This window comes from Pandoraea horticolens (genome assembly GCF_902459555.1).
In the GTDB taxonomy this organism is placed as follows: Bacteria; Pseudomonadota; Gammaproteobacteria; order Burkholderiales; family Burkholderiaceae; genus Pandoraea; species Pandoraea horticolens.
In genome coordinates, this window is sequence record NZ_CABPSM010000025.1 from 1 (window position 1) to 25,693 (window position 25,693).

Here is a 25,693-nt window from a genome sequence, read left to right on the forward strand (position 1 = left end):
TTCATCGACATCTTCACGTTCGCGATGTCGACGCCACTGCCGTCGCTCTTCACGCGAACCTTTACGTTGTAATCCACTACCCGTTTGACCGGTACCAGGATCTTCATGAACTCGCTCCAAAGTTACGTTAACGTCAATCCGCTGACATTATAACCACACGGCAAATGACGCATTCATTGCATATTTGCGGCATTTTGTGGCGAATATTGATGACGTCCTGTCGACTTGCCACGGATGCGCGATCTCCGCCGCGATAGCGGCGCCGGAACCCGGCACGCACATGCCTATGCGCTTCTGCCCCGCCTCGAACGATCGTGCTATTTTTATGCAAATCATGACGCACAGCCAGTATCCTTATGGTGCATTTCCTCTAGAGAAATCACCCTGTCGCACGGGCGACTATGATCGAATGGCGCACCCGACAATCGCAGTGCCGTCGCACGCATGACGGCCACCCGGCCAACGCGCCAGGAGGAGACATGATCACCTATTTGGAATCGTATCTGCAAGCCAGCGACGGCCTTTCGCTCTACGTGCATCGCTGGCAGCCGGACACCGGCGGCGAACCGTTGCGGGCGGTCGTCGCCATCGTTCACGGGATGGGAGAACACGGCGGACGTTACGCGCGGCTGGCCGAACATTTTGCCGCCTATGGCATCGCCACCGTCGCTTACGATCTGCGCGGGCACGGACGCTCCGGTGGCCCGCGGGTCTTCGTCAAACGTTTCGACGAGTACCTCGACGATACGGAGATCTTCCTCACACACGTTCGCACCACATTCGGCCCAACGCCGCTTTTTCTGCTCGGTCACAGCATGGGGGGCGCTATCGCGGCGTTGTTCACCATCACGCGGGCTCCGGCAAATGTGCGCGCACTGATGCTGAGCAGCCCGGCGCTTGCGCCTGGCGAACCCGTTGCACCGTGGATGGTGACGGCCGGACGCTGGGTGTCTCGCTGGCTGCCGAAGGTCCCCGTCTTCAAGATCGATCCCACGCTGATCGCGCGCGACGAAGCGGTTGTGGCGGCGGCGAAAAAAGATCCGCTCAACGCCTATCGCGGCACACCGGCTCGCACCGCCGCAGAACTGCTCGACGCCATGGCGCGGATTCACGCCAATGCCCATGCACTGCACCTGCCGCTCTACATCTTTCATGGCACCGCCGACAGACTCACCGCGCCGTGGGCGAGCGAGCAATTTCATGGCAACGCCGGTTCGCAAGACAAGACACTCCGCCTCTATCAGGGACACTTTCATGAAACGCTCAATGACCTCGGTCGCCAGAAGGTCATCGACGAACTGACGCAGTGGCTGCTGCAACACCTGCCCGGCACGCCAGTGGCGCCGTCGGTACAATCGCCCCAACCTGCACTGGGTGCCCACGACAACGTCTGAACGACCGAGCGCCCACGCCGTCGAGGAAACGAGCACGCGGAACCCTGCACGCGAACAGGGTCTCATCACGCAATTCCCTGCTGCGCGTTACACTGAACTCGTGTGAATTGCGAGGAGCTTCCGGTATGCAAGCGCAGATGAAATACTCGCCCCAAACGGTCACCGGCGTGCATTTCTGGACGCCGACGATCTTCAGCGTCAAGACCACGCGGCCCGCCGGCCTGCAATTCACGGCAGGGCAGTTCGTGCGGGTGGGGCTTCCCGGCGACGACGGAGCGATCATCTGGCGGGCCTTTTCCCTAGTCAGCTCTCCCGCCGAAGATACATTGGAGTTCTATGCAATCACGATTCCCGAAGGGAAATTGACGCCGCGCTTGTCGCAACTCGAGGCCGGCGACGAGCTGTTCGTGGATCACACCGCCTACGGTTTCCTGACGCTCGACCGATTCACGGGCGGCGAAGACCTCTGGCTGCTCGCCACCGGCACCGGCCTCGCACCGTTCGTGTCAATCCTGCGCGACCCGGCCGTCTGGAAGCGCTTCAAGCGCATCTTCGTCGTGCATAGCGTGCGATGGGCGCGCGACCTCGCCTACTACGAAGAGTTACGGCACTTCTCGCACCCCGACGTCGATCCGTCGCTTGTCGAAAAGCTTCACTTCGCCGTGTGCGTGACGCGGGAGCAAACGCCGGATGCGCTTTACGGGCGCATCACGTCGCTGCTCGCGTCGGGAGAACTGGAGAAAGCGATGGGCGCAACGCTCGACCCGGCCACATCGCGCATCATGGTGTGCGGCAACCCGGACATGGTCAAGGAGTTGCGCACCTGGTTTACCGACAAGGGCTACGCGGTGAGCCGTACTGCCACACCGGGGCCGCTCGTGCTTGAAAAGCAGTGGTAGCGCAGGGAAAGTCCGAAACCAACGCGCAGACGTTGCCCGTCTTCAGACGGACGGCTTCGCCCAGTCGGGCACGCGCTTCTCGATGAACGCCTGCACGCCTTCAAGCGCACACTCGTCCATCATGTTGCAGGCCATCGTCTGCCCGGCCATCTGATAGGCCGCTTCGATGCCCGTCTCGGCCTGCCGGTAGAACAACCCCTTGCCGGCGGCCACCGCTGCCACAGGCTTGGCCAGAATCGAACGGCACAGCGCCGCCACTTCCGCGTCCAATCGCTCTATCGCGACGACACGGTTGACGAGACCGCGCTCGCGGGCCGTCTGCGCGTCGATGAATTCGCCCGTGAGCAACATCTCCATCGCCTGCTTGCGTGTGAGATTGCGCGAGAGCGCGACGCCCGGCGTCGCGCAAAACAGGCCGACGTTGATGCCGGAGACAGCGAAGCGCGCCGTCGACGCGGCCACGGCCAGATCGCACATGGCAACCAGTTGACACCCTGCGGCCGTTGCGATGCCGTGCACCCGCGCAATCACCGGTTGCGGCATGCGCTGCATCGTCAGCATCACGCGTGTGCATTGATTGAACAACGTGCGGTAATAGTCGAGCGACGGCTCGGCGCGCATCTCCTTGAGATCGTGCCCCGCACAAAACGCCGGGCCGGCAGCGGCGAGCACCACCACGCGCGCGGTAGCGTCGCGAGCCGTGTCGTCGAGCGCGCGTTGCAGCGCGTCGAGCATCGCTTCCGAGAGCGCATTGAAATGACGTGGTCGATTCAGCGTGAGTGTGACCACACCGGCAAGCTCGCCCTCGCCGCGCGTGACCAGGACCCAGGGTTCAGCCGCTGCGGCCGCGGATTCGGATGCCGTCATCTTCGCCTCCTGCGCCGCGTCTGAGCGCGCGGCATCGTATGTTGGTCAAGTGCGGAACGTCAAACGTCGGCGAGCACCCGCAGGTGCGCCACGACGCTGCGGCCAAGCGCCGAGAGGTTGTAGCCGCCTTCGAGGCAGCTCACGATGCGCCCCTTCGAATGTCGATCCGCCACCGCTTTGACGCGCTCGGTGATCCACATGAAGTCCGCTTCGGTCAGTCCGAGATTGCCGAGATCGTCTTCGCGGTGCGCGTCGAAGCCTGCCGAGAAGAAGATCATTTCCGGACGGAACGCTTCGAGCTGGCCCAACCATCCGTAATCGATGGCCTCGCGCGCCTGCATACCGGACGTACGGGCGGAGAGCGGGATGTTCAGCATGTTCGGGGCCGGATCGACCGCCCCGGAAAACGGATAGAACGGGTGCTGGAAAATGCCGCACATCAGCACGCGGTCGTCATTGGCAAATGCGGCTTCGGTGCCATTGCCGTGGTGCACGTCGAAGTCGACGATCGCCACGCGCGAAAGCCCGTGCACTTCCAGCGCGTGAGCGGCGGCAATCGCGACGTTGTTGAACAGACAGAAGCCCATCGCACGCGTGGGCGTCGCATGGTGGCCCGGCGGACGCACGCTGCAAAAGGCGTTCTCGAGTTCGCCACGAATGACGGCGTCGGTCGCAGCAATCGCCGCCCCCGCTGCACGGGTGGCCGCACGCCACGAATACGGATTGAGCAACGTGTCCGGGTCGATCGGAAAATAGCCCGACTCGGGAATGTTGTCTCGAATGAAGTCGATGTGAGCCCGCGTGTGCACGAGCCGCAGACTGGCCTCGTCAGCGGCGGGCGCTTCGCGGCGCTCCAGCAGACCGTCGATGCGTCCGGCGATCAGTTGGTCCTCGATGGCGCGCAGCCGCTCGGGACATTCCGGATGCCACTCTCCCATCTCGTGACGGATGCAATCGGGGTGTGTATAAAACCCGGTAGCCATTCGTTGTGTCGCCTATCGCTTCGAATCGTTATATTAGGACGGGCGGGGGATGCCCGCCGCGCCGTGGTCTCCACGTCCGGTAGCGGCCGGGCGTGGCGCCTGGCTCACGGTGCCGCACTGCACTGGCACACACGTGCCGATGGCCGGCATCCCCCTGAACACTGTCACGGACAGTGCACAGGCCTTAAGGTATCACAGGTGCACTCGGTTATACTGCCAAGCAGTCTCCCAGCAGACCCGTGTCAGCCGGTAAGCGCCGTTCTCCTGAAATTCGGGACGGCAGGAACTGGCATGAATGGTTGACGCTCTAGTCTGAACCGCGTGTCGAATCGCTTCGAATCGTTTCGATACCCGCCGGCAAGCGCATCAACGCGACTAACGCGACGACGGCCCCTACGGCCGCCTCGCATTCGGACTTCATACAGGCCTGACAGACAGCATGACATCACCGGTACGGATGTACGACTCGCTCCCGCTGGCGCTCTCGCGCCTCACTCATCGACCGGACACTGGCCGTTATTTCCCGGCGCCCCTCCGCAAGCCCTCTGACACAACGCGCGGTTGGCGACTGTCTCGCCCGGTTCGCGCGCTCGGCGTTGCGCTATGCATCGGCGCCTTTGCGCTGACGGCGACCGGCACGCACGCGCAAACGCGAGCGAAGCAGGCCGCGCAAACGGAGTTCGAAGAAGAGGTCGTGCCGCAACGCTACGCGGCAAACCCCGAGGTCGATGCATTCATCAACGACATCGTGGCACGCGACGGTTTCGATCGCGCCGAGTTGCAGCGGGTGTTCTCACGCGTGGTGTTCTCGCAGACGGCCGCACGTCTGGCCGCACCGCCCGCCACCCCCGGCCAGAAGAACTGGGTAAAGTACGAGAGGAATTTTCTCGACAACACGCGCATCAATGGCGGTGTACGCTTCTGGAACCAGAACGCCGCCACGCTCTCGCGCGCGGCAAAACAATATGGTGTGCCCGAGGAGATCATCGTCGCCATCATCGGCGTGGAGACGATCTACGGGCGCAACATGGGCAACTTCCGCACCATCGACGCGCTCACCACGCTCGCGTTCGACTATCCGCCCGCACGCAACCGTTCGGAGCGTATGGTGCTGTTTCGCAATGAGCTGGAAAATCTGCTGCTCTATGCACGCGAGCGCGGCGTCGATCCATTCAGCATCTACGGCTCGTACGCGGGCGCCATCGGTATTCCGCAGTTCATGCCGTCCTCGATTCGCAACTACGCAGTCGATTACACCGGCGACGGCAAGATCAATCTGACGACGGATGTAGCGGACGCCATCGGCAGCGTCGCCAATTTCCTCAGACAGCACGGTTGGCAGCCAGGACAGCCGATCGTCTGGAACATCGCCGCCGATCGCGGCAGTCAAGGGCTCGCGGAGGCCGGTGCCGACGGGCAGCCCGAGCCGCACTGGAAGCTCGGCGACTTCATCAAGGCCGGCATGCTGATGAACGAGCCGCGGCTCGACGTAGGGGCCTCGCGCGACACGCCGGTGCTTATCGTCGATCTGCCTACGCCGGGACAGGCCACGCAGTACCGTATGGGATTGAACAACTTCTACGTGCTCACGCGCTACAACCGCAGCTTCTTCTACGCGACGTCGGTGTACGACCTAGCCGACGCGATCAAGGCGGCGCGCGCGCCATAATACCGAGGCCGCGTGGTCGTTCGCCATGAAAAACGGGACCCTCGGGTCCCGTTTTCGTTGTGTCTCCCGCGCCGGGGAGGCGGTGCCGGGCACCGCCGCACATCACGCCGGGAACACGCCCGTCGACAGGTAGCGATCGCCGCGATCGCACACGACGAACACGATGGTCGCGTTCTCGACTTCACGCGCCAGATTCAGCGCGATGTGGCACGCACCGGCTGCCGAAATACCGCAGAAAATGCCCTCTTCCGCAGCCATCCGGCGCGCCATGATTTCCGAGTCCGCCTGCGTCACCGAGATCGTGCGGTCCACACGCGTGCGGTCGAAAATCTTGGGAAGATAGGCTTCCGGCCATTTGCGAATTCCGGGAATGCGTGAGCCTTCGGCCGGCTCGGCACCGATGATCTGCACGGCGTCGTTTTGCTCTTTCAGATACTGCGACACCCCCATGATCGTGCCTGTCGTCCCCATCGCGGAGACGAAATGCGTGATGCGTCCTTCGGTATCGCGCCAGATCTCCGGGCCGGTCGTCTCGTAGTGCGCGCGCGGATTGTCCGGGTTGGCGAACTGGTCCAAGATGGTACCGCGGCCATCTCGCTGCATCTGTTCGGCGAGATCGCGCGCGTACTCCATGCCGCCCTTGACCGGCGTCAGGATGATTTCGGCACCATACGCCCCCATGCTCTGACGACGCTCGATAGAGAGGTCTTCCGGCATGATGAGGACCATCTTGTAGCCGCGAACCGCCGCTGCCATCGCCAGCGCGATGCCGGTATTGCCAGAGGTCGCTTCGATGAGTGTGTCGCCCGGTTTGATGCGGCCGCGCAATTCCGCGTGCTTGATCATCGACAGCGCCGGACGGTCTTTCACCGACCCCGCCGGGTTGTTGCCCTCGAGCTTGCCGAGAATCACGTTGTTGCGGCGGCGGATGTCGTCGTCGGGCAAACGCACCAATTGCACCAGCGGCGTATTGCCGATGGTGTCTTCGATAGTCATATAGGCCATTACACTGAGCTTTTTCGATCGGGAATCAGATCATTCTAATCCACCGGCCATGCCCACGCTCGTGGTAAGGCTTCGGCCGGACATCATATTGCACGACGTCCGACCGCCCGGCGCACGTCAGAGCTTCGGCGCGCTGGCCGGCGACGAGGCCTTGGCCTTCTTCGATTTGGACGATTTGGCAGAAGCCGAGTCGGCGCCCGCTGCCGCCGACGGTGCCGCATCCGCCTTGGCCTCCTTGGCCTCCTTGGCCTCCTTCGACTTCTTCGACTTCTTCGGCTTGGCTGCCTTCGCCTCGGGTGCACCCGCAGCCGATGCTACCGCCGGAACCGGTGTGCCCGGCTTGGCCTGCATAGCCGTCGCACCGGGCGAGGCCGGCTTCATGGCCGAACCCGCGGCCGGCGTAGGCGTCGGGGTCCTTTGCGTGGCCGTGGGCGGCACGGGGGCCGCCGGAGCAGTGGCCGGCGCAGATTTTGCCGACGCGGCCGGCGCCGCCGGGGCCGCAGCACCGCCCTGCCCGTTGATCGTCAGGCCTTCGGATTGGAGCGTGGAGACGGACTTGGCGCCCAACCCCTTGACGCGCTTTGCTATGTCAGCCGCGTCCTTGTAGGGCCCGTGGGCGTTGCGTTCTTCGATGATGGCCTTGGATTTGACCGGTCCGATGCCCTTGAGCGTTTCAAGCTGCGTCTGGTCGGCGGTATTGATGTCGACAGCGGCCATCGCCAGGCCGCACAGGGTGAAAAAGGCAACAACCGCCAGCAAGAGTTTGCGAAGCATGGTGCGTTCCTTATGAGGTGTCTCGGGCCGATATTGTGGATACCCCCGATACCTCATTAACGCCCAAGCGCGTCTGCGGATGACATCGGCAGCAATATAAAACGAAACGGGGAGCCGTCTGGCTCCCCGTTCTGTCCGGCAATGCGTCTCTGCGCTTACTGCGCGAGCAGCCAGCGCACGTAACGCGACACCCCTTCGCCCACCGTGTAGAACGGCTGCTGATACCCGCCCGCCTGACGCAGATGGTCGATATTCGCCTGCGTGAAGCACTGGTACTTGCCGCGCAAGGCGTCCGGGAACGGGATGTACTCTACCAACCCCTGCTTGACCAGTTCGTCGAGCGTCAACGGCGCCTCGCCCGCTTCCTCGCGAAGCGTATTGATCACCGCAACGGCAATGTCGTTGAACGGCTGCGCACGGCCCGTACCAAGGTTGAAGATACCGCTGCGCTCCGGGTGATCGAAGAAGTGCAGATTCACCTTGACCACATCTTCGACCGACACGAAGTCGCGGCTTTGCGTACCGGCTGCGTAGCCGTTGTATTCGCCGAAAAGCTTCACACGGCCGTTGGTGCGGAATTCATTGAAGTTGTGGAACGCGACCGACGCCATGCGTCCCTTGTGCGCCTCACGCGCGCCATACACGTTGAAGTAACGGAAACCGGCCACCTGACTCGGCAACTTGCCACCCGCGTCGCGCATGGCACGACGCACGATCTGGTCGAACAGGAACTTCGAATAGCCGTAGACGTTCAGCGGCTTCTCGTACTCACGCGACTCCACAAACGTTTCCGACGCACCGTACGTTGCCGCCGACGACGCATAGAGAAACGGCACCGTCTGCGCCTGACAGGCTTCGAACAGCGCACGCGTGTAGCGGAAGTTGTTCTCCATCATGTAGCGGCCGTCCGTCTCCATCGTGTCGGAGCAGGCGCCTTCGTGGAAAATCGCACGAACCCGGCCGAACTCCCGGCGCTGAAAGCGCGCAACGAAATCTGCCTTGTCGAGGTAATCGCTGATCTCGCAATCGACCAGATTACGGAATTTGTCGGCGCGCGTGAGATTGTCGACCGCCACGACGTCGGTCTCGCCGCGCTCGTTGAGGGCTTTGACAATGTTCGCGCCGATGAAGCCCGCAGCGCCAGTCACGATGATGGTCATGTCAGTTCGGAAAAGAGTTCGTTGTAGTCCACCGTCGCCGTGCCCAGCTTGCCCACGACGATACTGCCCGCACGGTTGGCGAGCACCACGGCCTGCGGCAGTGGCACGCCGGCGGCGAGCGATGCCGCGAGCGTCGCGATCACGGTGTCGCCCGCGCCCGAAACGTCGTACACCTCACGCGCCTGCGCCGGTACATGCAGCGCGCCGCCTTCGGTGAAGAGCGTCATGCCTTCTTCCGAGCGTGTGAGCAGCAGCGCCTCGAGGTTCAACGACTCGCGCAGGTTCTGCGCGCGCGCCGTGAGGTCGTCTTCCGAACGCCACTCGCCCACGACCTGCTGCAATTCCGACCGGTTCGGGGTCAGAATCGTGGCACCGCGATAGCGCTCATAGTCGCTGCCCTTCGGGTCGACAAGTACCGCCTTGCCGGCCGCCCGCGCGGCTTCGATCATCGGTTGCACGTGCGTCAGACCGCCCTTCGCGTAATCCGAGAGCAACACGACGTCATAGCTGGCGAGCAGGTGACGATACTGGTCGAGCACCGCCAGCAACACTTCACGCGCTGGCTGGTTTTCGAAGTCGATGCGCAGTAGTTGCTGCTGACGCGACACGATGCGCAACTTGATCGTCGTCGCCAGATCCGCATCGCGTGTCACGAAGGCGGTCACACCGCTTGCGTCGAGCATGTCGACCACGCGCTCAGCCGGTTCATCTTCCCCAAGCACGCACAGCAGCCCTGCCTGCGCGCCTAGCGACGCAGCATTGAGCGCCACGTTCGCCGCACCGCCCAAACGCTCTTCGTTGCGCTTGACGTGCACGACCGGCACCGGTGCTTCCGGAGAAATGCGATTGACGTCGCCAAACCAGTAGCGATCGAGCATCACGTCGCCAACGATGAGCACGCGCGCGCGGCTGAAGGCCTCGCGAGGCACGGTGGGCACGCCAGGCGCCTGTACGGTGCGCGTGAGCGAAGTTGCCGTCGAAGTCATTCGTCGCTCCTGGATGCTCAGACCGGCTTACGCAGATCGCGGCCAATAGCGTGGTACTCGATGCCGAGTTCCTGCATGGCTTCCGGATCGTACAAATTACGGCCGTCGAAAATCAGCGGCAACGACAACGCCGTTTTCACCTTCGCGAAGTCGGGGCTACGGAAGGCCTTCCACTCCGTGACGATGACGAGCGCATCGGCCCCCGTCAACGTGTCGTTCTGCGTCACACAGAATTCGATTCGGGCATGCGCCGCGAGATCGTCCGCGAAGTCCAGCGCAATCACGCGACGGGCTTCTTCGAGTGCCACCGGATCGTAGGCGCGCACACGCGCGCCACGGCGCACCAGCTCCTCGATGACACGACGGCTGGGCGCTTCGCGCATGTCGTCGGTATTCGGCTTGAACGCCAGCCCCCACAGCGCGAATGTCTTGTCCGAGAGATCGTCGCCAAGGCGATTGATGATCTTCTCGATCAGCACAGCTTTCTGCGTTTCATTGACGGCTTCCACCGCGTTCAGAATCCGCAGAGGCACGCCGTAGTCCTCAGCGGTGCGCACGAGCGCCTGCACGTCTTTCGGGAAGCACGAGCCGCCGTAGCCGCAACCGGCGTAGAGGAAGTGATAGCCGATACGCGGGTCCGAGCCGATGCCCTGGCGCACGTCTTCGATATCCACACCGACGCGATCGGCCAGATTCGCCAACTCGTTCATGAACGAGATACGGGTGGCCAGCATGGCGTTCGCCGCGTACTTGGTGAACTCTGCCGAGCGCACGTCCATATACAGCGTGCGTTCGTGATTGCGGTTGAACGGGGAGTACAGGCGCTTCATCATCGCGCGCGCCTGTTGGCCGTCGGCGTCGTCGCCCACCCCGATCACGATACGGTCCGGACGCATGAAATCGTCCACGGCCGCGCCTTCCTTCAGGAATTCGGGGTTCGAGACGACGGAGAACGGCACGTCCTCACCTCGTTTGGCGAGTTCTTCGGCCACGGCGGCACGCACCTTGTCGGCCGTGCCCACCGGCACCGTCGATTTGTCGACGATCACCTTGAAGCCCTTGGCGTACCGGCCAATATTGCGCGCAGCCGCCACGACGTATTGCAAATCGGCGGAGCCGTCTTCATCCGGGGGCGTGCCCACGGCGATGAACTGCACGTCGCCGTGCGCGACCGAAGCTTCGACATCCGTCGAGAAGTGAAGCCGGCCGGCTTCGCGATTTCGCGCGATGATCTCCTTCAGGCCGGGTTCGTGAATCGGCACACCGCCGTTGTTCAGAATGTCGATCTTGCGCGGATCGACATCGAGACAGAACACGTCGTTGCCGACGTCTGCCAGACAAGCGCCCGTAACGAGGCCGACGTATCCGGAGCCGATGATGGTGACTTTCATGATTGCGCGAACGTAAAGAAATTAGGAGGCCGCGGGCACGTCGGCACGACGCGGCGTATAGGTCTCCCAGCCATTACAGCCGGGGCATTGCCAATAGAACAGCCGCGCGCGGAAGCCGCACTGATCGCAGACGTAGCGCGGCAACGACTTGGTGCGTTGCGTGACGAGCTTGCCCATGAGTTGCAGATCGGACTGCGTATCTGGGGGCGCCGTCGCGGCGTGCGCTTCGAGCAGGCGCGTCATGCCGAGTGCGCTTGGTGCGCGGTGCATCTGCTCTCGCATGAGCTTGAGCGCCGCTTCCGGCCCCTCGAGGGCCATCGTCTTCTCGTAGACGATCTCGAGCAGATCGTCCGACGGATTCTTGCCCAGGGCATCGCGCAGCACCACGAGTCCTTCCGGCGCACGGCCCAAGGCCTCGTACGCGCGCATCAAACGCTTGGCCGCCAGGCCGAGATACACCGGATTCTGTTGCTCGATCGTGCTGAGCACGGTCAATGCCCCCTGCGCATCGCCGGCGGCAAGCAGCATATCACCGCGCAGCAACGGCGCGCGCACGTTCGCGGGATTGACGTCGAGCGCGGCATCCAGCTCTTGCGTCACCGAAGCGATGTCCTTGCGTTGCAGCGCTTCCTGCGCCAGTTCGCAGTGGAACTGCGCAATCTCCTTGCGGTACGACACGGCGGGATCGAGATCACCGAGCATCTCGGCCTCGGTCAGCGCCTTACGCCACTCTTTCTCGATCTGATAAATCGTGAGCTTCGCATGTTGTGCGGCTTTGGCGTACGCGCCCGTATGCAAACGGCCGAACGCCTCTTCTGCACGGTCAAGCAGACCCGCCTTGAGGAAGTCGTGGCCCAACTCGTAGAGTGCATGCTCCTGATCGGCTTGCGGCAGATCGTCACGAGAAAGCAGGTTTTGATGCACGCGAATAGCACGCTCCGTCTCGCCACGACGGCGAAACAGGCTGCCAAGCGCAAAGTGCAGTTCGGTGGTCTCGGGGTCGAGCTTCGCGACTTCAATGAAGGCATCGATCGCCTTGTCGGGCTGCTCGTTGAGCAGGAAGTTCAGACCGCGAAAATAGGATGCCGGCAGATTGCGGCTCTCAGAGAGCAGGCTGCGCAAATCCAGGCGGGCGGCCACCCAGCCACAGCCGAAAATCACGGGGATGGCTAATAGCCACCAGACCTCGAATTCCATGAATGCGTGTTGTCGTTGAAACAGTCGATGAGGATGGCGAGAATCTTACGCCGCGCCGCGTCGCCTTAGACCGGCGGCAGCATCGGTGGTTGATCGCTTGCTTCGGTATCACGCTGCGCACGCGCAAGATCGCGTCGCGTGCGGCGCAGTTCAAGGCGTTGACGCATCAGGCTCGGTAACGTGGCGAGCACGCCGATGACGCCACCGACCACGAAAAACGCGAGCCCGATCATGATGAGCGGCGCTGTCCACGTATGTCCCAGGAACAGGTTCAACGTGACCGCGCCCGTGTTGGCAAGCGCGAGACACAGCAACACCACAAACACGATGAGACGAACGATCCAAACAATCAGCTTCATGCCGAAAGGCTCCTGCGGCAGGCTTGCCGTATGTTTTGCGACTTGAGCGACCTCGCGCGCACGGTATCGACACCGTCCGCGCACCGGGCCGACACGTGGGCGTATTGTACCGGATGTGCTCCATGAGGCGTCGTTACTGCAGCGCGCTTCACATTTGCGTCACTTGTGCGCACTCGCGTCCGCAAGACGCAAAAAAAGCGCCCGAAGGCGCTTTTTTTTGCGTAGTAGATCCCAAAGGGCCTTATTGGTCCGACGCCTTGTGATCAACCCGCTCTCGCAATTCCTTGCCCGGCTTGAAGTGCGGCACGAATTTCTCCGGCACCAACACCTTCTCGCCCGACTTCGGGTTGCGGCCGACGCGCGGTGGCCGACGGTTGAGCCCAAAACTACCGAAACCGCGGATCTCGATTCGATGACCGCGCGCAAGCGCATCAGCCATCGCGTCGAGAATTGTCTTCACCGCGAAATCGGCATCCTTGAGCACCAACTGGGGAAACCGCGCCGCCAACTGGTTGACCAATTCAGACTTGGTCATAGGCCTTGGACCTTACTGATTCTGGCTGTCCAGCTTGGCTTTGAGCAGGGCACCCAGGTTCGTGGTGCCGCTCGCTGCCGAGCTATCCGACGACAGCTTGCTCATCGCCTCTTGCTGTTCAGCCGAATCCTTGGCCTTGATCGACAGGTTGATGTTGCGCGACTTGCGATCGATGTTGACGATCATTGCATTGACGGCTTCACCTTCCTTGAGCACGTTGCGGGCATCTTCCACACGGTCGTGCGAGATTTCCGATGCGCGCAGGTAGCCTTCGACGTCATCACCCAGCGACACAACAGCACCCTTCGGATCGACAGCCTTGATGGTGCCGTCAACGATCGAGCCCTTGTCGTGGATTGCCACGAAGGTGTTGAACGGATCGCCTTCGAGCTGCTTGATACCCAGCGAGATGCGTTCCTTCTCGACATCGATGCCCAGAACCACGGCTTCGACTTCGTCGCCCTTCTTGTACTTGCGCACGGCTTCTTCGCCAGCTTCGCTCCACGACAGGTCCGACAGGTGGACCAGGCCGTCGATGCCGCCCGGCAGACCAATGAACACGCCGAAGTCGGTGATCGACTTGATTGCGCCCTTGATCTTGTCGCCCTTCTTGAAGTTGCGCGAGAAGTCATCCCACGGGTTCGGCTTGCACTGCTTCATGCCGAGGCTGATACGACGACGGTCTTCGTCGATCTCGAGCACCATGACTTCGACTTCGTCGCCCAGTTGGACAACCTTGGTCGGGGCCACGTTCTTGTTGGTCCAGTCCATTTCCGATACGTGAACCAGGCCTTCGATGCCCGATTCCACTTCGACGAACGCGCCGTAGTCGGTGATGTTGGTGACCTTGCCAAACAGGCGGGTGCCTTGCGGGTAACGGCGAGCGATGCCTTCCCACGGATCTTCGCCGAGTTGCTTAACGCCCAGCGAGACACGGCCCTTCTCTTGATCGAACTTGAGGATCTTGGCGGTGACTTCCTGGCCAACCGACAGCACTTCGCTCGGGTGACGCACACGACGCCATGCGATGTCGGTGATGTGCAGCAGGCCGTCAATACCGCCCAGGTCGACGAACGCACCGTAATCGGTGATGTTCTTGACCACGCCATTGACGATCGCGCCTTCCTTGAGCGTCTCGAGCAGCTTGGCGCGCTCTTCACCCTGGGTGGCTTCGATCACGGCACGGCGCGACAGCACAACGTTGTTGCGCTTGCGGTCGAGCTTGATAACCTTGAATTCGAGGGTCTTGCCTTCGTACGGGGTCGTGTCCTTGACCGGACGCGTATCAACCAGCGAACCCGGCAGGAATGCACGGATGCCGTTGACCATCACGGTCAAGCCGCCCTTGACCTTGCCGGTGATCGTACCGGTCACGAGGTCGCCCGACTCGAGGGCCTTCTCCAGTTGCAGCCACGAGGCCAGACGCTTGGCCTTGTCGCGCGACAGCACGGTGTCGCCGTAGCCGTTTTCCAGGGCGTCGATCGCCACGGAAACAAAGTCGCCGGCCTGAACTTCGACCTCGCCCTGATCATTCAGGAATTCTTCGATGGGGATGTACGCTTCGGACTTGAGCCCGGCGTTGACGACCACGAAGTTGTGGTCAACCCGCACGACTTCAGCGCTGATGACTTCACCAGCACGCATGTCTTGGCGGGAGAGCGACTCTTCGAAAAGCGCCGCGAAAGATTCGTTGGTCGAGGTTTGCAGGTCGGACATAAATGTGGATTACGCCGCTGACGTCCGTCTCCCGAGGGGGCTGACGATGACGAACAACGGTTGGGTTAAAGGTTACACAAAACCATGCCGGATGACTGCATGAAACATCCGGTCAGGCGCCTTGCGGGTACTGCACCTGCGCGAACCATTCGAGCACCTGAGCCACCGCCTGATCGACGTTGAGCCCCGATGTGTCGAGCACCCGCGCACCCTCTGCCGGCCTAAGCGGCGCCTCGGCGCGGGTACGATCCCGCGCATCGCGCACCTCAAGATCCAGCAAGAGACTGTCTATATTAGCAGAAAAACCTTTTTCTATCAATTGCTTATACCGCCTCTCGGCACGAGCCTGTGGCGAAGCGGTCAAAAAGACCTTCAATTCGGCTTCCGGGAAGATCACGGTCCCCATGTCACGGCCGTCCGCGACGAGGCCTGGCGGGGTCTTGAACCCCCGCTGGAGTGCCACCAACGCCTGCCGCACCGCCTTATGCACGGCGATGCTCGATGCCCGGTTACCAATGGCTTCGGCACGGATCGCGTCGGTAACGTCTTCGCCGGCCAACCAGATGCGCTGGTCCTTGAACCGCACGTCGAGCGTTTCGGCGAGCACCGACAGCGCCCCAGCGTCGTCGGGATCGATCCCGTGACGGGCGCTCGCCAGTGCCGTGAGTCGATAGAGTGCCCCACTGTCCAGATAGTGAAAGCCCAGTGCATCGGCGACACGGTGTGCCACCGTGCCTTTGCCGGACGCCGTCGGGCCATCCACCGTAATGACCGGAATCGAGTCGTCTATTACCGTTAAATCAGGCATCCCTTCGTCTCTGTCTATCCAACACATTAGAAAATAAAATCCCTCATCCAAACAATAATGATTATCATTTAGAATAAAGCGCTACCGGAAGATATGACTGCCATGCAAAGCCGCGATTATCCCTTAGCCGGTCCAGAATGGGTGCCGCCACCCGCCCCGCAAGATAATGCACCACGCCGTGCGCAGGGGTGGATGGGATTCGCCGGCGCGGGCACCCTCATCGCCGTCGGGTATATGGATCCGGGCAACTGGGCCACGGCGATCGCCGGGGGCGCCCGTTACGGATACACGCTGCTGAGCGTTGTGCTGCTCTCGAGCGTGATGGCGTTGTTGCTGCAATGGCTCGCGGCACGCGTCGGTCTGGTAACCGGCCGCGATCTCGCGCAACTCTCACGTAGCCAGTATAGCCGCCGCACTTCGTTGGCGTTATGGGGGCTTTGCGAGATTGCCATCATCGCCTGCGATCTTGCCGAGATCATCGGCAGTGCGGTGGCGCTGCAATTGCTGTTCGGCCTCTCGCTGCCCGTGGGCGTGGTGCTCGCGGGCACGCTCGCTTTTGCCATGCTCGGACTGCAAAGTTTCGGACAACGCCGGCTTGAAGGCGCTGTCGCCGCATTGATTCTGCTCACGGCGGGTTGCTTCGCAGCACAACTGGCGCTGGCGAACCCAGACTGGGGCGCCGCCGCAGCAGGCCTACGCCCACACAGCGAAGTCGTCGCTCAGGCGGGCATGCTCTGGCTGGCGACTGGTATTCTCGGCGCGACGGTCATGCCCCACAACCTGTACCTGCACTCGGCGCTGTTGCGCGTACGCGGCGAGGCGATGCCCGAGCGCACCCCAGCGACACTGCGACGCGCACTGCGCGCCACGCACTGGGACACCGTGCTGTCGCTCGGCTTTGCCTTTCTGATCAACGCGGCGCTCCTGATTCTGGCGGCCTGCGTGTTCCATGCGAGCGGAAACACGTCGGTCGAATCGCTTGGCGACGCGCACAAGTTGCTCGCACCACTGCTCGGTAACCAATGGGCGGGAGTGATGTTTGCCGTCGCGCTCCTCGCCTGCGGCCTGAATTCGACGGTGACCGCCACGCTCGCGGGCCAGGTCACGATGGAAGGCTTCCTGAATTTGCGGATGAAGCCGTGGCAACGCGCGCTGATCACGCGCGCGTTGGCGCTCCTTCCCGCGCTGCTGATCGTCGGAAACAACGGAGAAGCCCAGACAACGAACCTTCTGGTCTTCAGTCAGGTTGTGCTGAGCCTGCAACTGCCGTTTGCGGTCGTTCCGCTGGTCCGATTCGCTGGGGACGGGAAGCTGATGGGCGAATGGCGCGTGCGCGGCGCACTGCTGGCCGCCGCCTGGCTCATGGCGAGCGCCATCATCGCGCTGAACGGCATTTTGCTTTGGCAGACACTGACCGGCTGACGGCACGCGTCCAGCGTCCACCATGCCGCACCGTCCCAATTCACTGGGTAAGACGACGGCGAATCGGAAGGGCCGGCGGACTGCCGCGGCAGTTCAGCAGCCGACTGACACCATGAACTACGACGCGATGCGCGCGAACTCCGCGAAATACGTTGGGAACGTCTTGGCAACGCACTTCGGATCGTTGATCGTCACAGGAACACCGCCAAGACTCACGAGCGAGAAGCACATTGCCATACGATGATCGTCATAGGTGTCGATCACCGCATTCGGCATTAGCGAAGACGGTGGTGTGACGCGCAGATAATCCCCCCCCTCTTCCACCGTCGCCCCCACCTTGCGCAATTCGATCGCCATGGCGGTCAGACGATCCGTCTCCTTGACACGCCAGCTCGCCACATTACGCAGCGTTGTCGTACCGTCGGCGAAGAGTGCGGCAACCGCAATCGTCATCGCGGCATCGGGAATGTGATTGAAATCCATATCGACGGCACGCAGCTTGCCGCTCGGCGTATCGATACCATGCACCTCGATGGCATCGTCGTGCAGCGTGACACGTGCACCCATCGCCGCAAGTGCGTCCACAAAACGCACGTCGCCCTGAATGCTGTCGCGGCCAACACCTTCCACGCGCATCGGGCCGCCGCCGATCGCACCGGCCGCAAGGAAATAGGACGCCGATGATGCATCGCCCTCGACCCGGATTTCGCCAGGGCTCCGATACTTCGGGCCGTCGGCATCCGCCGCCGGCAGCACGAAGCGCGACCACTCGTCCTGTCGCACGTCAATGCCAAAGCGCCGGAGCAACCGCAGCGTAATGTCGATATACGGCTTGGAAATCAGTTCTCCCTCGACCTCGACAACAATCTCACCCGTTGCCGAAGGCAGCAACGGCAGTGTCAGCAGTAACGCCGTCAGGAACTGACTCGACACATCACCGCGCACACGAATCGGCGCGACGGGTGCCGCCACGTCGGCCGGCTTGATATGCAGCGGGGGATAGCCGGCGTTGCCGAGGTAATCGATCTGCGCACCGAGTTGACGCAAACCATCAACGAGATCACCGATCGGGCGCTCATGCATGCGTGCCACACCCGAGACTTCGTAGTCGCCATGGCTCAACGACAGCGCCGCCGTCAACGGACGAATGGCCGTGCCTGCATTCCCCATGAACAGCTTGGCGGCCTTCACGGGAAACACGCCACCGCAGCCTTCCACGAGGTAATCGCGCGAGTCGCCGACCTGCGTGCATTTCACGCCAAGCATCGCCAATGCGTCGAGCATCACCTGCGTGTCGTCCGATGCCAGCAGGTCGCGCACGCGGGTCGTCCCGCGAGACAATGCGGCGAGCAGCAACACACGGTTCGAGATACTTTTCGAGCCGGGCAGTCGCAGCGTGCCTTCGGCGTGGCCGTAAGGGCCAAGATCAAGCGTTTCCATTACTTTTCCTGTTGCTTGGCCCAGTCCGTTCGCGCCCGACTGGTGCGAGCGAACACGGCCTCGAGACCGGCACCATCACCGGTATCGATCAAATCACGCAGTGTGCCGAGCGTAGCCAGGTAGCCATCGAGTTCGGCAAGCAATGCTTCGCGATTGGCCATACAGATATCGCGCCACATTTCCGGATTCGATGCGGCGATACGCGTGAAGTCACGAAAGCCACCGCCCGCGAAACCGAATTTCAGCGCGGCGTCGGGAGCCTCAAGAATCTGCGCAATGAGGGCGTACGACAGCACATGCGGCAAGTGACTCACCGACGCAAAAACGCGATCATGTTGCGTCTCGGACATTTCCGAAACACGCGCGCCCGCCGCCTCCCACATCGCGCGCACTTGCGCGACGTCCTCGCGGCGATTGCCCGGTTGCGGGCAAAGAACGACGCGCCGGTCGCGATACAAATCGACTTTCGCTGCGTCGACACCCGACAACTCTGCACCGGCAATCGGATGGCCGGGCACGAAGCGCCAAACCTCGTCGCCCAACGCTTCCCTGGCAGCCGCCACGGCGTCCGTCTTGGTGCTGCCCGCATCGGTCACGATCGTATTGCCGCCAAGATGCGGACGAATTGCCGCGAGCAAGGCCGGCGTTTGCGCCACCGGTGCCGCGAGCACGACCACATCGGCCCCGGCCACAGCATCGGCCATCGACACGGCAGCGCGATCGATCACACCGAGTTCGCAAGCCCGCGCGAGCGACGCTTCGCTGCGTCCCACGCCGACGACTTCCTTCACCGTCCTCGTCGCCTTGAGCGCACGCGCGAGCGAACCACCGATCAGACCGACGCCGCAGATGACGAGTTTATTCAAACTCATGATGTATGGCCTGCCGCTCGTTATGCGCAGCGCGGGTATGACCCGAGCACTTTGCAATAGGCCGCATTCTGACGCAGGATATCGAGCGCTTTGGCGACATTGGGATCTTCGCGATGACCTTCGAAGTCGACGTAGAAATAATACTCCCACGCACCGCTCTTGGCCGGGCGCGACTCAAAGCGCGTCATCGACACGCCATTGTTCGCCAGCGGTTCGAGCAACGCCACCACCGCTCCCGCCCGATTGGGTACCGAGAGAATCAGCGAGGTCTGATCGTGACCGCTCGGCGCCGGGTCCTGCGTGCCGATCACTACGAAACGCGTGCGGTTGTGCGGATCGTCCTGCACATGTGAGAACGCGATTTGGAGCCCGTACTGAGCAGCCGCCGACTCGCCTGCGATGGCGGCAATCGTCGGATCGGCCGCCGCCATGCGCGCCGCCTCGGCATTGCTCGATACCGCCTGACGCTCCAGTTGCGGGAAATGCGCTGTCAGCCAGTGTTGGCACTGCGCGAGCGACTGGGCGTGCGAGCAAATACGCGTCACACCATCGAGCGTGCCCGATTGCGTCATCAAATTATGGTGAATCGGCAAGGCGACTTCACCACCGATCGTCAGCGGGCTCTGCAGCAACAGGTCCAGCGTGCGCGACACCACGCCCTCGGTCGAGTTCTCAACCGGCACGACACCGAAGTCTGCACTACCGGCCTCCACGGCACGGAACACCTCGTCGAGCGACGGGCACGGCAAGCCCTTCACACTCTGACCAAAGTAAGCGAAAGCCGCCTGCTCACTATAAGTCCCTGCCGGGCCGAGATAGGCGACGGTCATGACCTTCTCGAGCGCACGGCTGGCCGACATGATCTCGCGCCAGATCGACGCCAGATTGTCGCCATACAGCGGACCGTCGTTAGCCTGTTGCAGACGGGAAATCACCTGCAACTCGCGCTCGGGCCGGAACACCGGCGCACCGAAACGTTTCTTGACCTCGCCCACTTCCAGGGCAACGGCCGCACGTTGATTGAGCAGCTTCAAAAGCTGCGCGTCGATAGCATCGATCTTCTCGCGCAGAGGGCGCAACGATGCGTTCAGATCATCATCCATGGAGCGTATTGTCTTCTTACGATGGGACATGGTCAGGCAGCTCGCGGTGCGATGTCCCGAGGGACGTCGGAAGGTTCCTGTCGCACCGGCTGTTCGCCCTCGTCAGCCGTGGCTGCGCTCGAATTCGCGCAGATAGTCCACCAGCGCCTCGACACCGGCAAGCGGCATCGCGTTGTAGATCGAGGCACGCATGCCCCCCACGGACTTGTGGCCCTTGAGTTGCAGCAAACCGCGCTCGCGAGCGCCGGCCAGGAAAGTTTCGTTCAATGCATCGTCGTGCAGGAAAAACGGCACGTTCATCCGCGAACGGCAATCCTTCGCCACCGGTGTGCGGTAAAAATCACTGCTGTCCAGATAGCCGTACAGCAGGTCGGCTTTCGCCTTGTTCTGCGCGTCCACGGCAGCCAGACCACCCTGACGTTTGAGCCACTGGAACACGAGTCCGGCAATGTAGATGGCGTACGTCGGCGGCGTGTTGAACATCGAGTCGTTTTCGGCAACGATCTTCCAGTCGAATGCGCTGGGTGTGATCGGCAGCGAACGGCCGAGCAGGTCATCACGCACAATGACGAGCGTGAGGCCCGACGGACCGATATTCTTCTGCGCGCCGCCATACATCACGCCAAACTTCGACACGTCCATCGGGCGCGAAAGAACGTGCGACGACACATCCGCCACGAGCGGCACATTCGGCAAGCCAGCAGCGGCCAGATCAGGGGTCCAGAAATACTCGACGCCGTGAATGGTCTCGTTCGTGCAGATGTGCACGTACGCCGGGTCTTTCGACAACTGCCATTCGTCCATCTTCGGCAGCCGGGTAAACTTGTCGGCCTCGGTGGTCGCAGCGATGTTGACGTCGCAATACTTGCGCGCTTCCTTCTGCGACTTCTCGGACCACGAGCCCGTGACGACATAATCCGCCGTACGGCGCTCGCCCGCACGCTCCCCGCCCAGCAAGTTCATCGGGACGATGGCGTTCTCCGCCAGCCCCCCCCCTTGCATGAACAAGGTCCGGTAGTTGTCGGGCACGGCAAGCAGCTCACGCAGGTCGGCTTGCGCCTGCGCCAGAATGCTCATGAACTCGCGGCCGCGATGGCTCATCTCCATCACGCCCATGCCGGCCCCATGCCAGTCAAGCATTTCCTCGGCTGCCTGGGCGAGTACTTCGGCAGGCAGCGCCGCCGGACCGGCGGAAAAATTGAAAGCGCGCGTCATTATCGTTTTGCAGCAGTAAAAGTGAAACGCAAGCCGGCGGAGACTGGGCCCGTGCGGCTTGCGTTTCACGTCTGACGATCATTCGGCGGTGAGGCAGCGGCAGAGGTCAACTATACCGCCAGATGACCGCCGCGTGCGGCTGCCCGCCATAATTCCGGCGCAGGACGACTGCATTCCGGAAAATGCTGAGCAGAACCTGCCGATTTCGCCCATCAATGCAAAATGGCCGTTTGCGATCACTCGCAAACGGCCATTATCGGTCAATCCCGGCGAGACCGGCCGAAATTTACTTCTTGGCCGGTGCCTTCGCCGACTTGGCAGCGGCGGCAATCTCAGCGTCAGCTTGCTTCTTCGACGCGTCGATCGATTGCGGCATGTACTTCTGCATCAGGCCACCAACGACTTCCTGACCGACCTGATCCTGGACCTTGATGTACTTCTGGCCGACCGCGCTCTTGTAGAACGCCGTCAGGCCCTTGATTTCGTCGGTGGTGTAGTACTTGCCGTAGGCGCTGTACTGTGCCTGAACCGCGTCGTTCTTGAATGCGTCGGAGGTGAAAACCTTACCGGCGTTGTCCACCAGCTTCTGCACGGAGTTCTGCTCCAGAACCGGCACGATCGCCTGCTTCTGCGCGTCGCTCAACGTCTTGTTCTCGACCAACTGCTGCTGCAGCGCACCGATGGCCATTTGCTTGGCCTGCGCCTGCGCGCCTTCGCCGATGGCGGCAACGAGCTTGTTCGAGTCGATAGCGTCGAGCAGATCCTTGATCGCAGCCTTCTTGTCGGCGTCGAGCGGGGCGCTCTGCTGGGCCATTGCCATTGCCGGTGCTGCGAGCAGCAGCCACATCCACTTCTTGACGTTGCGTTGCATAGTAATAGTCACTCCAAAGTTCGTCGGCTTTCGACGACGATAAATAGATGCATCCTCGCCTGGGCACTTCACTGCATCGGGCCAGATTCTACTGACTTTTCGGGGCAATGCACCCGTAGATTACATCGAGTTACGTCAGTATTACTCCGTGACATCCGCTTCCGGCGCCTCATCGTCGCCCTGTGCTTCGCCATTCTCGGCAACCTCGGCGTCGGACTCAACGATGCGTTGCAGGCCTGAGAGCGTCGTGCCTTCATCCAGGCTGATCAGCGTCACCCCCTGCGTGGCCCGGCCCATTTCGCGAATTTCCGACACGCGCGTACGGATCAGTACCCCGCCAGTGGTGATCAGCATGATCTCGTCATCCGGCTCAACCAGCGTCGCCGCGACCACCCGGCCGTTGCGCTCGCTCGTCTGGATGGCAATCATACCCTTAGTGCCACGGCCATGGCGCGTATATTCGGTGATCGAAGTGCGCTTGCCGTAGCCGTTTTCGGTCGCCGTCAGCACCGATTGCTGCTCGTTTTCTGCGACCAGCAGCGCGATGACCGTTTGACCGTCTTCGAGCTGCATGCCGCGAACACCGCGCGCCTCACGCCCCATCGGACGCACGTCGTTTTCGTCGAAGCGCACGGCCTTGCCGCTGTCCGAGAACAACATGACGTCGTGCGCACCGTCGGTGATGGCCGCGCCGATCAGCACGTCGCCGTCGTCCAGGTTCACGGCGATGATGCCCTTCTTGAGCGGACGGCTGAAGGCCGCGAGCGGCGTCTTCTTGACCGTGCCCAGGCTCGTTGCCATAAACACGAAGCGATCTTCCGTGTACTCCTTGACCGGCAGCACGACGTTGATCTTCTCACCGTCCTGCAACGGGAACATATTGACGATCGGACGCCCGCGCGAGTTCCGCGAACCCTGCGGCACTTCATAAACCTTGATCCAGTACACCCGGCCGCGGTTCGAGAAGCAAAGGATCGTGTCATGCGTATTCGCGATGAACAGCGTGTCGATCCAGTCGTCGTCCTTCGTGGCTGCTGCCTGCTTGCCGCGTCCGCCGCGCTTCTGCGCGCGGTACTCGGACAACGGCATCGACTTGATGTAACCCGAGTGCGACAACGTCACCACCATATCCTGCGGCGTGATCAGGTCTTCCGTGTCGAGTTCGGTGGCGTTGTGTTCGATGGTCGAGCGGCGGGCATCGCCGAACTCCGCACGCACGGCCGTCAGCTCGTCGCTGATAATGGCCGTCACACGCGCCGGACGCGCCAGAATGTCAAGCAGGTCGGCGATCTGCAACATCACTTCCTTGTACTCGGAAACGATCTTGTCCTGCTCCAGGCCGGTCAGGCGTTGCAGACGCATCTGCAGAATTTCCTGCGCCTGCGTCTCCGACAGACGGTACATACCGTCTGCCTGCATGCCCACCGCCGGGTCGAGACCTTCCGGGCGGAAGGCTTCGCGCCCACCCTGAGACTCGGTCTCCGCACGCGACAGCATGTCGCGCACCACCGACGAATCCCACGCTTTCTCCATCAACGCGGCCTTCGCGATCGGCGGCGTCGGCGCCGCCTTGATGATCGCGATGAAGTCGTCGATGTTAGCGAGCGCTACCGCCAGACCCTCGAGCACATGGCCACGCTCACGAGCACGACGCAGCTCATAGACCGTGCGGCGAGTAATCACTTCGCGACGATGCGCGAGGAAATGCACCAGCATTTCGCGCAGGTTCAGCAACTTGGGCTGGCCGTCGACCAGCGCCACCATGTTCATGCCGAACGTGTCTTGCAGTTGCGTGTGCTTATAGAGATTGTTGAGAACAACCTCGGGCACCTCGCCACGCTTGAGTTCGATCACCACGCGCATGCCGCTCTTGTCGGACTCGTCGCGAATGTCGGAAATCCCTTCGAGGCGCTTCTCGTTGACCAGTTCGGCAATCCGCTCGAGCAGTGAGCGCTTATTAACCTGATACGGCAACTCGTCGACGATGATCGCCACACGTTGACCGCGATCGATATCTTCGAAGTGAGTTTTTGCTCGCATCACCACGCGGCCACGGCCGGTGCGATAGCCTTCGCGCACACCGGAGATGCCGTAGATGATGCCGGCGGTCGGGAAGTCCGGTGCCGGGATGATCTCGATGAGTTCGTCGACGGTGGCGTCCGGGTTCTGAAGCACGTGCAGACAGGCGTCGACGACTTCGTTCAGATTATGCGGCGGGATGTTCGTGGCCATGCCGACCGCGATACCCGACGAACCGTTGAGCAGCAGGTTCGGGATACGGGCCGGCAGGATGAGCGGCTCTTTTTCGCTGCCGTCGTAGTTCGGACCGAAGTCGACGGTTTCCTTGTCGATGTCCGCAAGCAACTCATGACCGATCTTGGCCATGCGCACTTCGGTGTATCGCATTGCAGCGGCATTGTCGCCGTCGACCGACCCGAAGTTGCCTTGGCCGTCGACCAACATATAGCGCAGCGAAAACGGCTGGGCCATACGAACGATCGTGTCGTATACAGAGGCGTCGCCGTGCGGGTGGTATTTACCGATGACGTCACCGACAATACGTGCCGATTTCTTGTACGCCCGGTTCCAGTCGTTGTTCAGCTCGTGCATGGCGAACAGTGCACGGCGGTGAACAGGCTTCAGGCCGTCACGCACGTCCGGCAAAGCGCGGCCGACGATCACGCTCATGGCGTAATCGAGATACGACCGCCGCATTTCTTCTTCGAGCGAAATCGGGAGAGTTTCTTTGGCGAACTGATCCATTATTCGTGTCTATCAAGCCCTAATCGCGATAGGCGGCTGCCGGCGATATGATCCTGAGATTCTAACATGCCCGTCATAGGCATCCGAAACGAGCGTGATGCAATGCACAAGACATGTCTGGCACGCCAAAATGTCAGACGACGATGGGAAATGAAACGGTTGGCGAGGGCCCTCAAAAGGTGTTGCGCTCAAACCACAACTGCGCCACGACAGGCAGCAAACTTGGGGTTTTGCTCGCGGCTGGCTGAACCGCTATGGCAAAAT

Annotated in this window: 22 protein-coding genes and 1 pseudogene; 4 read left to right on the forward strand and 19 right to left on the reverse strand. The window is 61.9% G+C overall.

Annotated features, from left to right (window positions below):
• Positions 1-107 (reverse strand): annotated as a pseudogene (locus PHO31112_RS24975) (electron transfer flavoprotein subunit beta/FixA family protein); the annotation flags it as partial.
• A gap of 372 nt (positions 108-479) precedes the next feature.
• Here PHO31112_RS24975 and PHO31112_RS24980 point away from each other — a divergent pair.
• Complete coding sequence (locus PHO31112_RS24980; protein ID WP_246178553.1) at positions 480-1,394, forward strand: alpha/beta hydrolase; 915 nt, start codon at positions 480-482, stop codon at positions 1,392-1,394.
• Between the two features lie 125 nt (positions 1,395-1,519).
• The gene (locus tag PHO31112_RS24985; RefSeq protein ID WP_150624136.1) at positions 1,520-2,293 is read left to right on the forward strand and encodes a ferredoxin--NADP reductase; all 774 of its coding nucleotides are present in this window, start codon (positions 1,520-1,522) and stop codon (positions 2,291-2,293) included.
• Between the two features lie 42 nt (positions 2,294-2,335).
• Here PHO31112_RS24985 and PHO31112_RS24990 read toward each other — a convergent pair whose 3' ends face one another.
• The gene (locus tag PHO31112_RS24990; protein WP_150624138.1) at positions 2,336-3,160 is read right to left on the reverse strand and encodes an enoyl-CoA hydratase; all 825 of its coding nucleotides are present in this window, start codon (positions 3,158-3,160) and stop codon (positions 2,336-2,338) included.
• 59 nt (positions 3,161-3,219) lie between these two features.
• Positions 3,220-4,143, reverse strand: coding sequence for a histone deacetylase family protein (locus PHO31112_RS24995; protein WP_150624140.1), 924 nt, complete (start codon positions 4,141-4,143; stop codon positions 3,220-3,222).
• A 439-nt stretch (positions 4,144-4,582) separates the two neighbouring features.
• Here PHO31112_RS24995 and mltB point away from each other — a divergent pair, with 439 nt between their 5' ends.
• Entirely contained in the window at positions 4,583-5,812 is a 1,230-nt protein-coding gene (mltB, locus tag PHO31112_RS25000) for a lytic murein transglycosylase B (protein WP_246178554.1), read from the forward strand.
• 102 nt (positions 5,813-5,914) lie between these two features.
• Here the strand turns inward: mltB and cysM are convergent, their stop codons facing one another.
• The 10 genes from cysM to cmk all read right to left on the reverse strand — a co-directional run bounded on the left by cysM (position 5,915) and on the right by cmk (position 15,743).
• Positions 5,915-6,817, reverse strand: coding sequence for a cysteine synthase CysM (gene cysM / locus PHO31112_RS25005; RefSeq protein ID WP_150624142.1), 903 nt, complete (start codon positions 6,815-6,817; stop codon positions 5,915-5,917).
• 117 nt (positions 6,818-6,934) lie between these two features.
• Complete coding sequence (locus tag PHO31112_RS25010; RefSeq protein WP_150624144.1) at positions 6,935-7,591, reverse strand: ComEA family DNA-binding protein; 657 nt, start codon at positions 7,589-7,591, stop codon at positions 6,935-6,937.
• A gap of 155 nt (positions 7,592-7,746) precedes the next feature.
• On the reverse strand, positions 7,747-8,751 hold the full coding sequence (gene rfaD / locus PHO31112_RS25015) for an ADP-glyceromanno-heptose 6-epimerase (protein ID WP_150624146.1): 1,005 nt from the start codon (positions 8,749-8,751) through the stop codon (positions 7,747-7,749).
• The gene (rfaE1, locus tag PHO31112_RS25020; protein ID WP_150624148.1) at positions 8,748-9,737 is read right to left on the reverse strand and encodes a D-glycero-beta-D-manno-heptose-7-phosphate kinase; all 990 of its coding nucleotides are present in this window, start codon (positions 9,735-9,737) and stop codon (positions 8,748-8,750) included. The genes rfaD and rfaE1 overlap by 4 nt, the downstream gene beginning before the upstream one ends.
• A 17-nt stretch (positions 9,738-9,754) precedes the next feature.
• A complete protein-coding gene (locus PHO31112_RS25025; protein WP_150624150.1) occupies positions 9,755-11,128 on the reverse strand; it encodes a UDP-glucose dehydrogenase family protein in 1,374 nt (457 codons plus the stop codon).
• Between the two features lie 21 nt (positions 11,129-11,149).
• Positions 11,150-12,325, reverse strand: coding sequence for a lipopolysaccharide assembly protein LapB (lapB, locus tag PHO31112_RS25030; protein WP_150624152.1), 1,176 nt, complete (start codon positions 12,323-12,325; stop codon positions 11,150-11,152).
• 65 nt (positions 12,326-12,390) lie between these two features.
• The gene (locus tag PHO31112_RS25035) at positions 12,391-12,684 is read right to left on the reverse strand and encodes a LapA family protein (RefSeq protein ID WP_010804340.1); all 294 of its coding nucleotides are present in this window, start codon (positions 12,682-12,684) and stop codon (positions 12,391-12,393) included.
• Between the two features lie 241 nt (positions 12,685-12,925).
• Positions 12,926-13,219: an integration host factor subunit beta gene (locus PHO31112_RS25040; RefSeq protein WP_010804341.1), complete on the reverse strand. Its 294-nt coding sequence runs from the start codon at positions 13,217-13,219 to the stop codon at positions 12,926-12,928.
• A 12-nt stretch (positions 13,220-13,231) separates the two neighbouring features.
• Complete coding sequence (gene rpsA / locus PHO31112_RS25045; protein WP_150624154.1) at positions 13,232-14,935, reverse strand: 30S ribosomal protein S1; 1,704 nt, start codon at positions 14,933-14,935, stop codon at positions 13,232-13,234.
• 112 nt (positions 14,936-15,047) lie between these two features.
• Positions 15,048-15,743 (reverse strand): (d)CMP kinase, encoded by a 696-nt coding sequence (gene cmk, locus PHO31112_RS25050; RefSeq protein WP_150624156.1) that lies wholly within the window; start codon positions 15,741-15,743, stop codon positions 15,048-15,050.
• Between the two features lie 102 nt (positions 15,744-15,845).
• On the opposite strand from cmk, the gene PHO31112_RS25055 reads away from it, so the two are divergent.
• Positions 15,846-17,165 carry an Nramp family divalent metal transporter gene (locus tag PHO31112_RS25055; protein ID WP_150624236.1) on the forward strand — a complete coding sequence of 440 codons (1,320 nt, stop codon included), beginning with the start codon at positions 15,846-15,848 and terminating at the stop codon, positions 17,163-17,165.
• A gap of 117 nt (positions 17,166-17,282) precedes the next feature.
• Here the strand turns inward: PHO31112_RS25055 and aroA are convergent, their stop codons facing one another.
• From aroA to gyrA, 6 genes are all read right to left on the reverse strand, one after another.
• The gene (gene aroA, locus PHO31112_RS25060) at positions 17,283-18,605 is read right to left on the reverse strand and encodes a 3-phosphoshikimate 1-carboxyvinyltransferase (RefSeq protein ID WP_150624158.1); all 1,323 of its coding nucleotides are present in this window, start codon (positions 18,603-18,605) and stop codon (positions 17,283-17,285) included.
• Entirely contained in the window at positions 18,605-19,477 is an 873-nt protein-coding gene (locus PHO31112_RS25065) for a prephenate dehydrogenase (protein WP_150624160.1), read from the reverse strand. Before PHO31112_RS25065 ends, aroA begins: the two co-directional genes overlap by 1 nt.
• A gap of 20 nt (positions 19,478-19,497) precedes the next feature.
• Positions 19,498-20,580 carry a prephenate dehydratase gene (pheA, locus tag PHO31112_RS25070; RefSeq protein WP_150624161.1) on the reverse strand — a complete coding sequence of 361 codons (1,083 nt, stop codon included), beginning with the start codon at positions 20,578-20,580 and terminating at the stop codon, positions 19,498-19,500.
• 102 nt (positions 20,581-20,682) lie between these two features.
• The gene (serC, locus tag PHO31112_RS25075) at positions 20,683-21,795 is read right to left on the reverse strand and encodes a 3-phosphoserine/phosphohydroxythreonine transaminase (protein ID WP_150624163.1); all 1,113 of its coding nucleotides are present in this window, start codon (positions 21,793-21,795) and stop codon (positions 20,683-20,685) included.
• Positions 21,796-22,081: 286 nt separating this feature from the next.
• Positions 22,082-22,666 carry a DUF2059 domain-containing protein gene (locus PHO31112_RS25080; RefSeq protein WP_150624165.1) on the reverse strand — a complete coding sequence of 195 codons (585 nt, stop codon included), beginning with the start codon at positions 22,664-22,666 and terminating at the stop codon, positions 22,082-22,084.
• A 141-nt stretch (positions 22,667-22,807) separates the two neighbouring features.
• On the reverse strand, positions 22,808-25,429 hold the full coding sequence (gene gyrA / locus PHO31112_RS25085; protein ID WP_150624167.1) for a DNA gyrase subunit A: 2,622 nt from the start codon (positions 25,427-25,429) through the stop codon (positions 22,808-22,810).
• Positions 25,430-25,693 lie beyond the last annotated feature (264 nt).

Coding starts and splice junctions, on each gene's coding strand:
- mltB (WP_246178554.1), top strand. CDS start 4,583: ATGACATCACCGGTACGGATGTACGACTCGCTCCCGCTGGCGCTCTCG.
- PHO31112_RS25055 (WP_150624236.1), top strand. CDS start 15,846: ATGCAAAGCCGCGATTATCCCTTAGCCGGTCCAGAATGGGTGCCGCCA.
- PHO31112_RS24980 (WP_246178553.1), top strand. CDS start 480: ATGATCACCTATTTGGAATCGTATCTGCAAGCCAGCGACGGCCTTTCG.
- PHO31112_RS25040 (WP_010804341.1), bottom strand. CDS start 13,219: ATGACCAAGTCTGAATTGGTCAACCAGTTGGCGGCGCGGTTTCCCCAG.
- cysM (WP_150624142.1), bottom strand. CDS start 6,817: ATGGCCTATATGACTATCGAAGACACCATCGGCAATACGCCGCTGGTG.
- rpsA (WP_150624154.1), bottom strand. CDS start 14,935: ATGTCCGACCTGCAAACCTCGACCAACGAATCTTTCGCGGCGCTTTTC.
- PHO31112_RS25035 (WP_010804340.1), bottom strand. CDS start 12,684: ATGAAGCTGATTGTTTGGATCGTTCGTCTCATCGTGTTTGTGGTGTTG.
- PHO31112_RS24995 (WP_150624140.1), bottom strand. CDS start 4,143: ATGGCTACCGGGTTTTATACACACCCCGATTGCATCCGTCACGAGATG.
- PHO31112_RS25025 (WP_150624150.1), bottom strand. CDS start 11,128: ATGAAAGTCACCATCATCGGCTCCGGATACGTCGGCCTCGTTACGGGC.
- serC (WP_150624163.1), bottom strand. CDS start 21,795: ATGACGCGCGCTTTCAATTTTTCCGCCGGTCCGGCGGCGCTGCCTGCC.
- PHO31112_RS25010 (WP_150624144.1), bottom strand. CDS start 7,591: ATGCTTCGCAAACTCTTGCTGGCGGTTGTTGCCTTTTTCACCCTGTGC.
- lapB (WP_150624152.1), bottom strand. CDS start 12,325: ATGGAATTCGAGGTCTGGTGGCTATTAGCCATCCCCGTGATTTTCGGC.
- PHO31112_RS25065 (WP_150624160.1), bottom strand. CDS start 19,477: ATGAGTTTGAATAAACTCGTCATCTGCGGCGTCGGTCTGATCGGTGGT.
- rfaE1 (WP_150624148.1), bottom strand. CDS start 9,737: ATGACTTCGACGGCAACTTCGCTCACGCGCACCGTACAGGCGCCTGGC.
- PHO31112_RS24985 (WP_150624136.1), top strand. CDS start 1,520: ATGCAAGCGCAGATGAAATACTCGCCCCAAACGGTCACCGGCGTGCAT.
- gyrA (WP_150624167.1), bottom strand. CDS start 25,429: ATGGATCAGTTCGCCAAAGAAACTCTCCCGATTTCGCTCGAAGAAGAA.
- pheA (WP_150624161.1), bottom strand. CDS start 20,580: ATGGATGATGATCTGAACGCATCGTTGCGCCCTCTGCGCGAGAAGATC.
- aroA (WP_150624158.1), bottom strand. CDS start 18,605: ATGGAAACGCTTGATCTTGGCCCTTACGGCCACGCCGAAGGCACGCTG.
- cmk (WP_150624156.1), bottom strand. CDS start 15,743: ATGCCTGATTTAACGGTAATAGACGACTCGATTCCGGTCATTACGGTG.
- PHO31112_RS24990 (WP_150624138.1), bottom strand. CDS start 3,160: ATGACGGCATCCGAATCCGCGGCCGCAGCGGCTGAACCCTGGGTCCTG.
- PHO31112_RS25080 (WP_150624165.1), bottom strand. CDS start 22,666: ATGCAACGCAACGTCAAGAAGTGGATGTGGCTGCTGCTCGCAGCACCG.
- rfaD (WP_150624146.1), bottom strand. CDS start 8,751: ATGACCATCATCGTGACTGGCGCTGCGGGCTTCATCGGCGCGAACATT.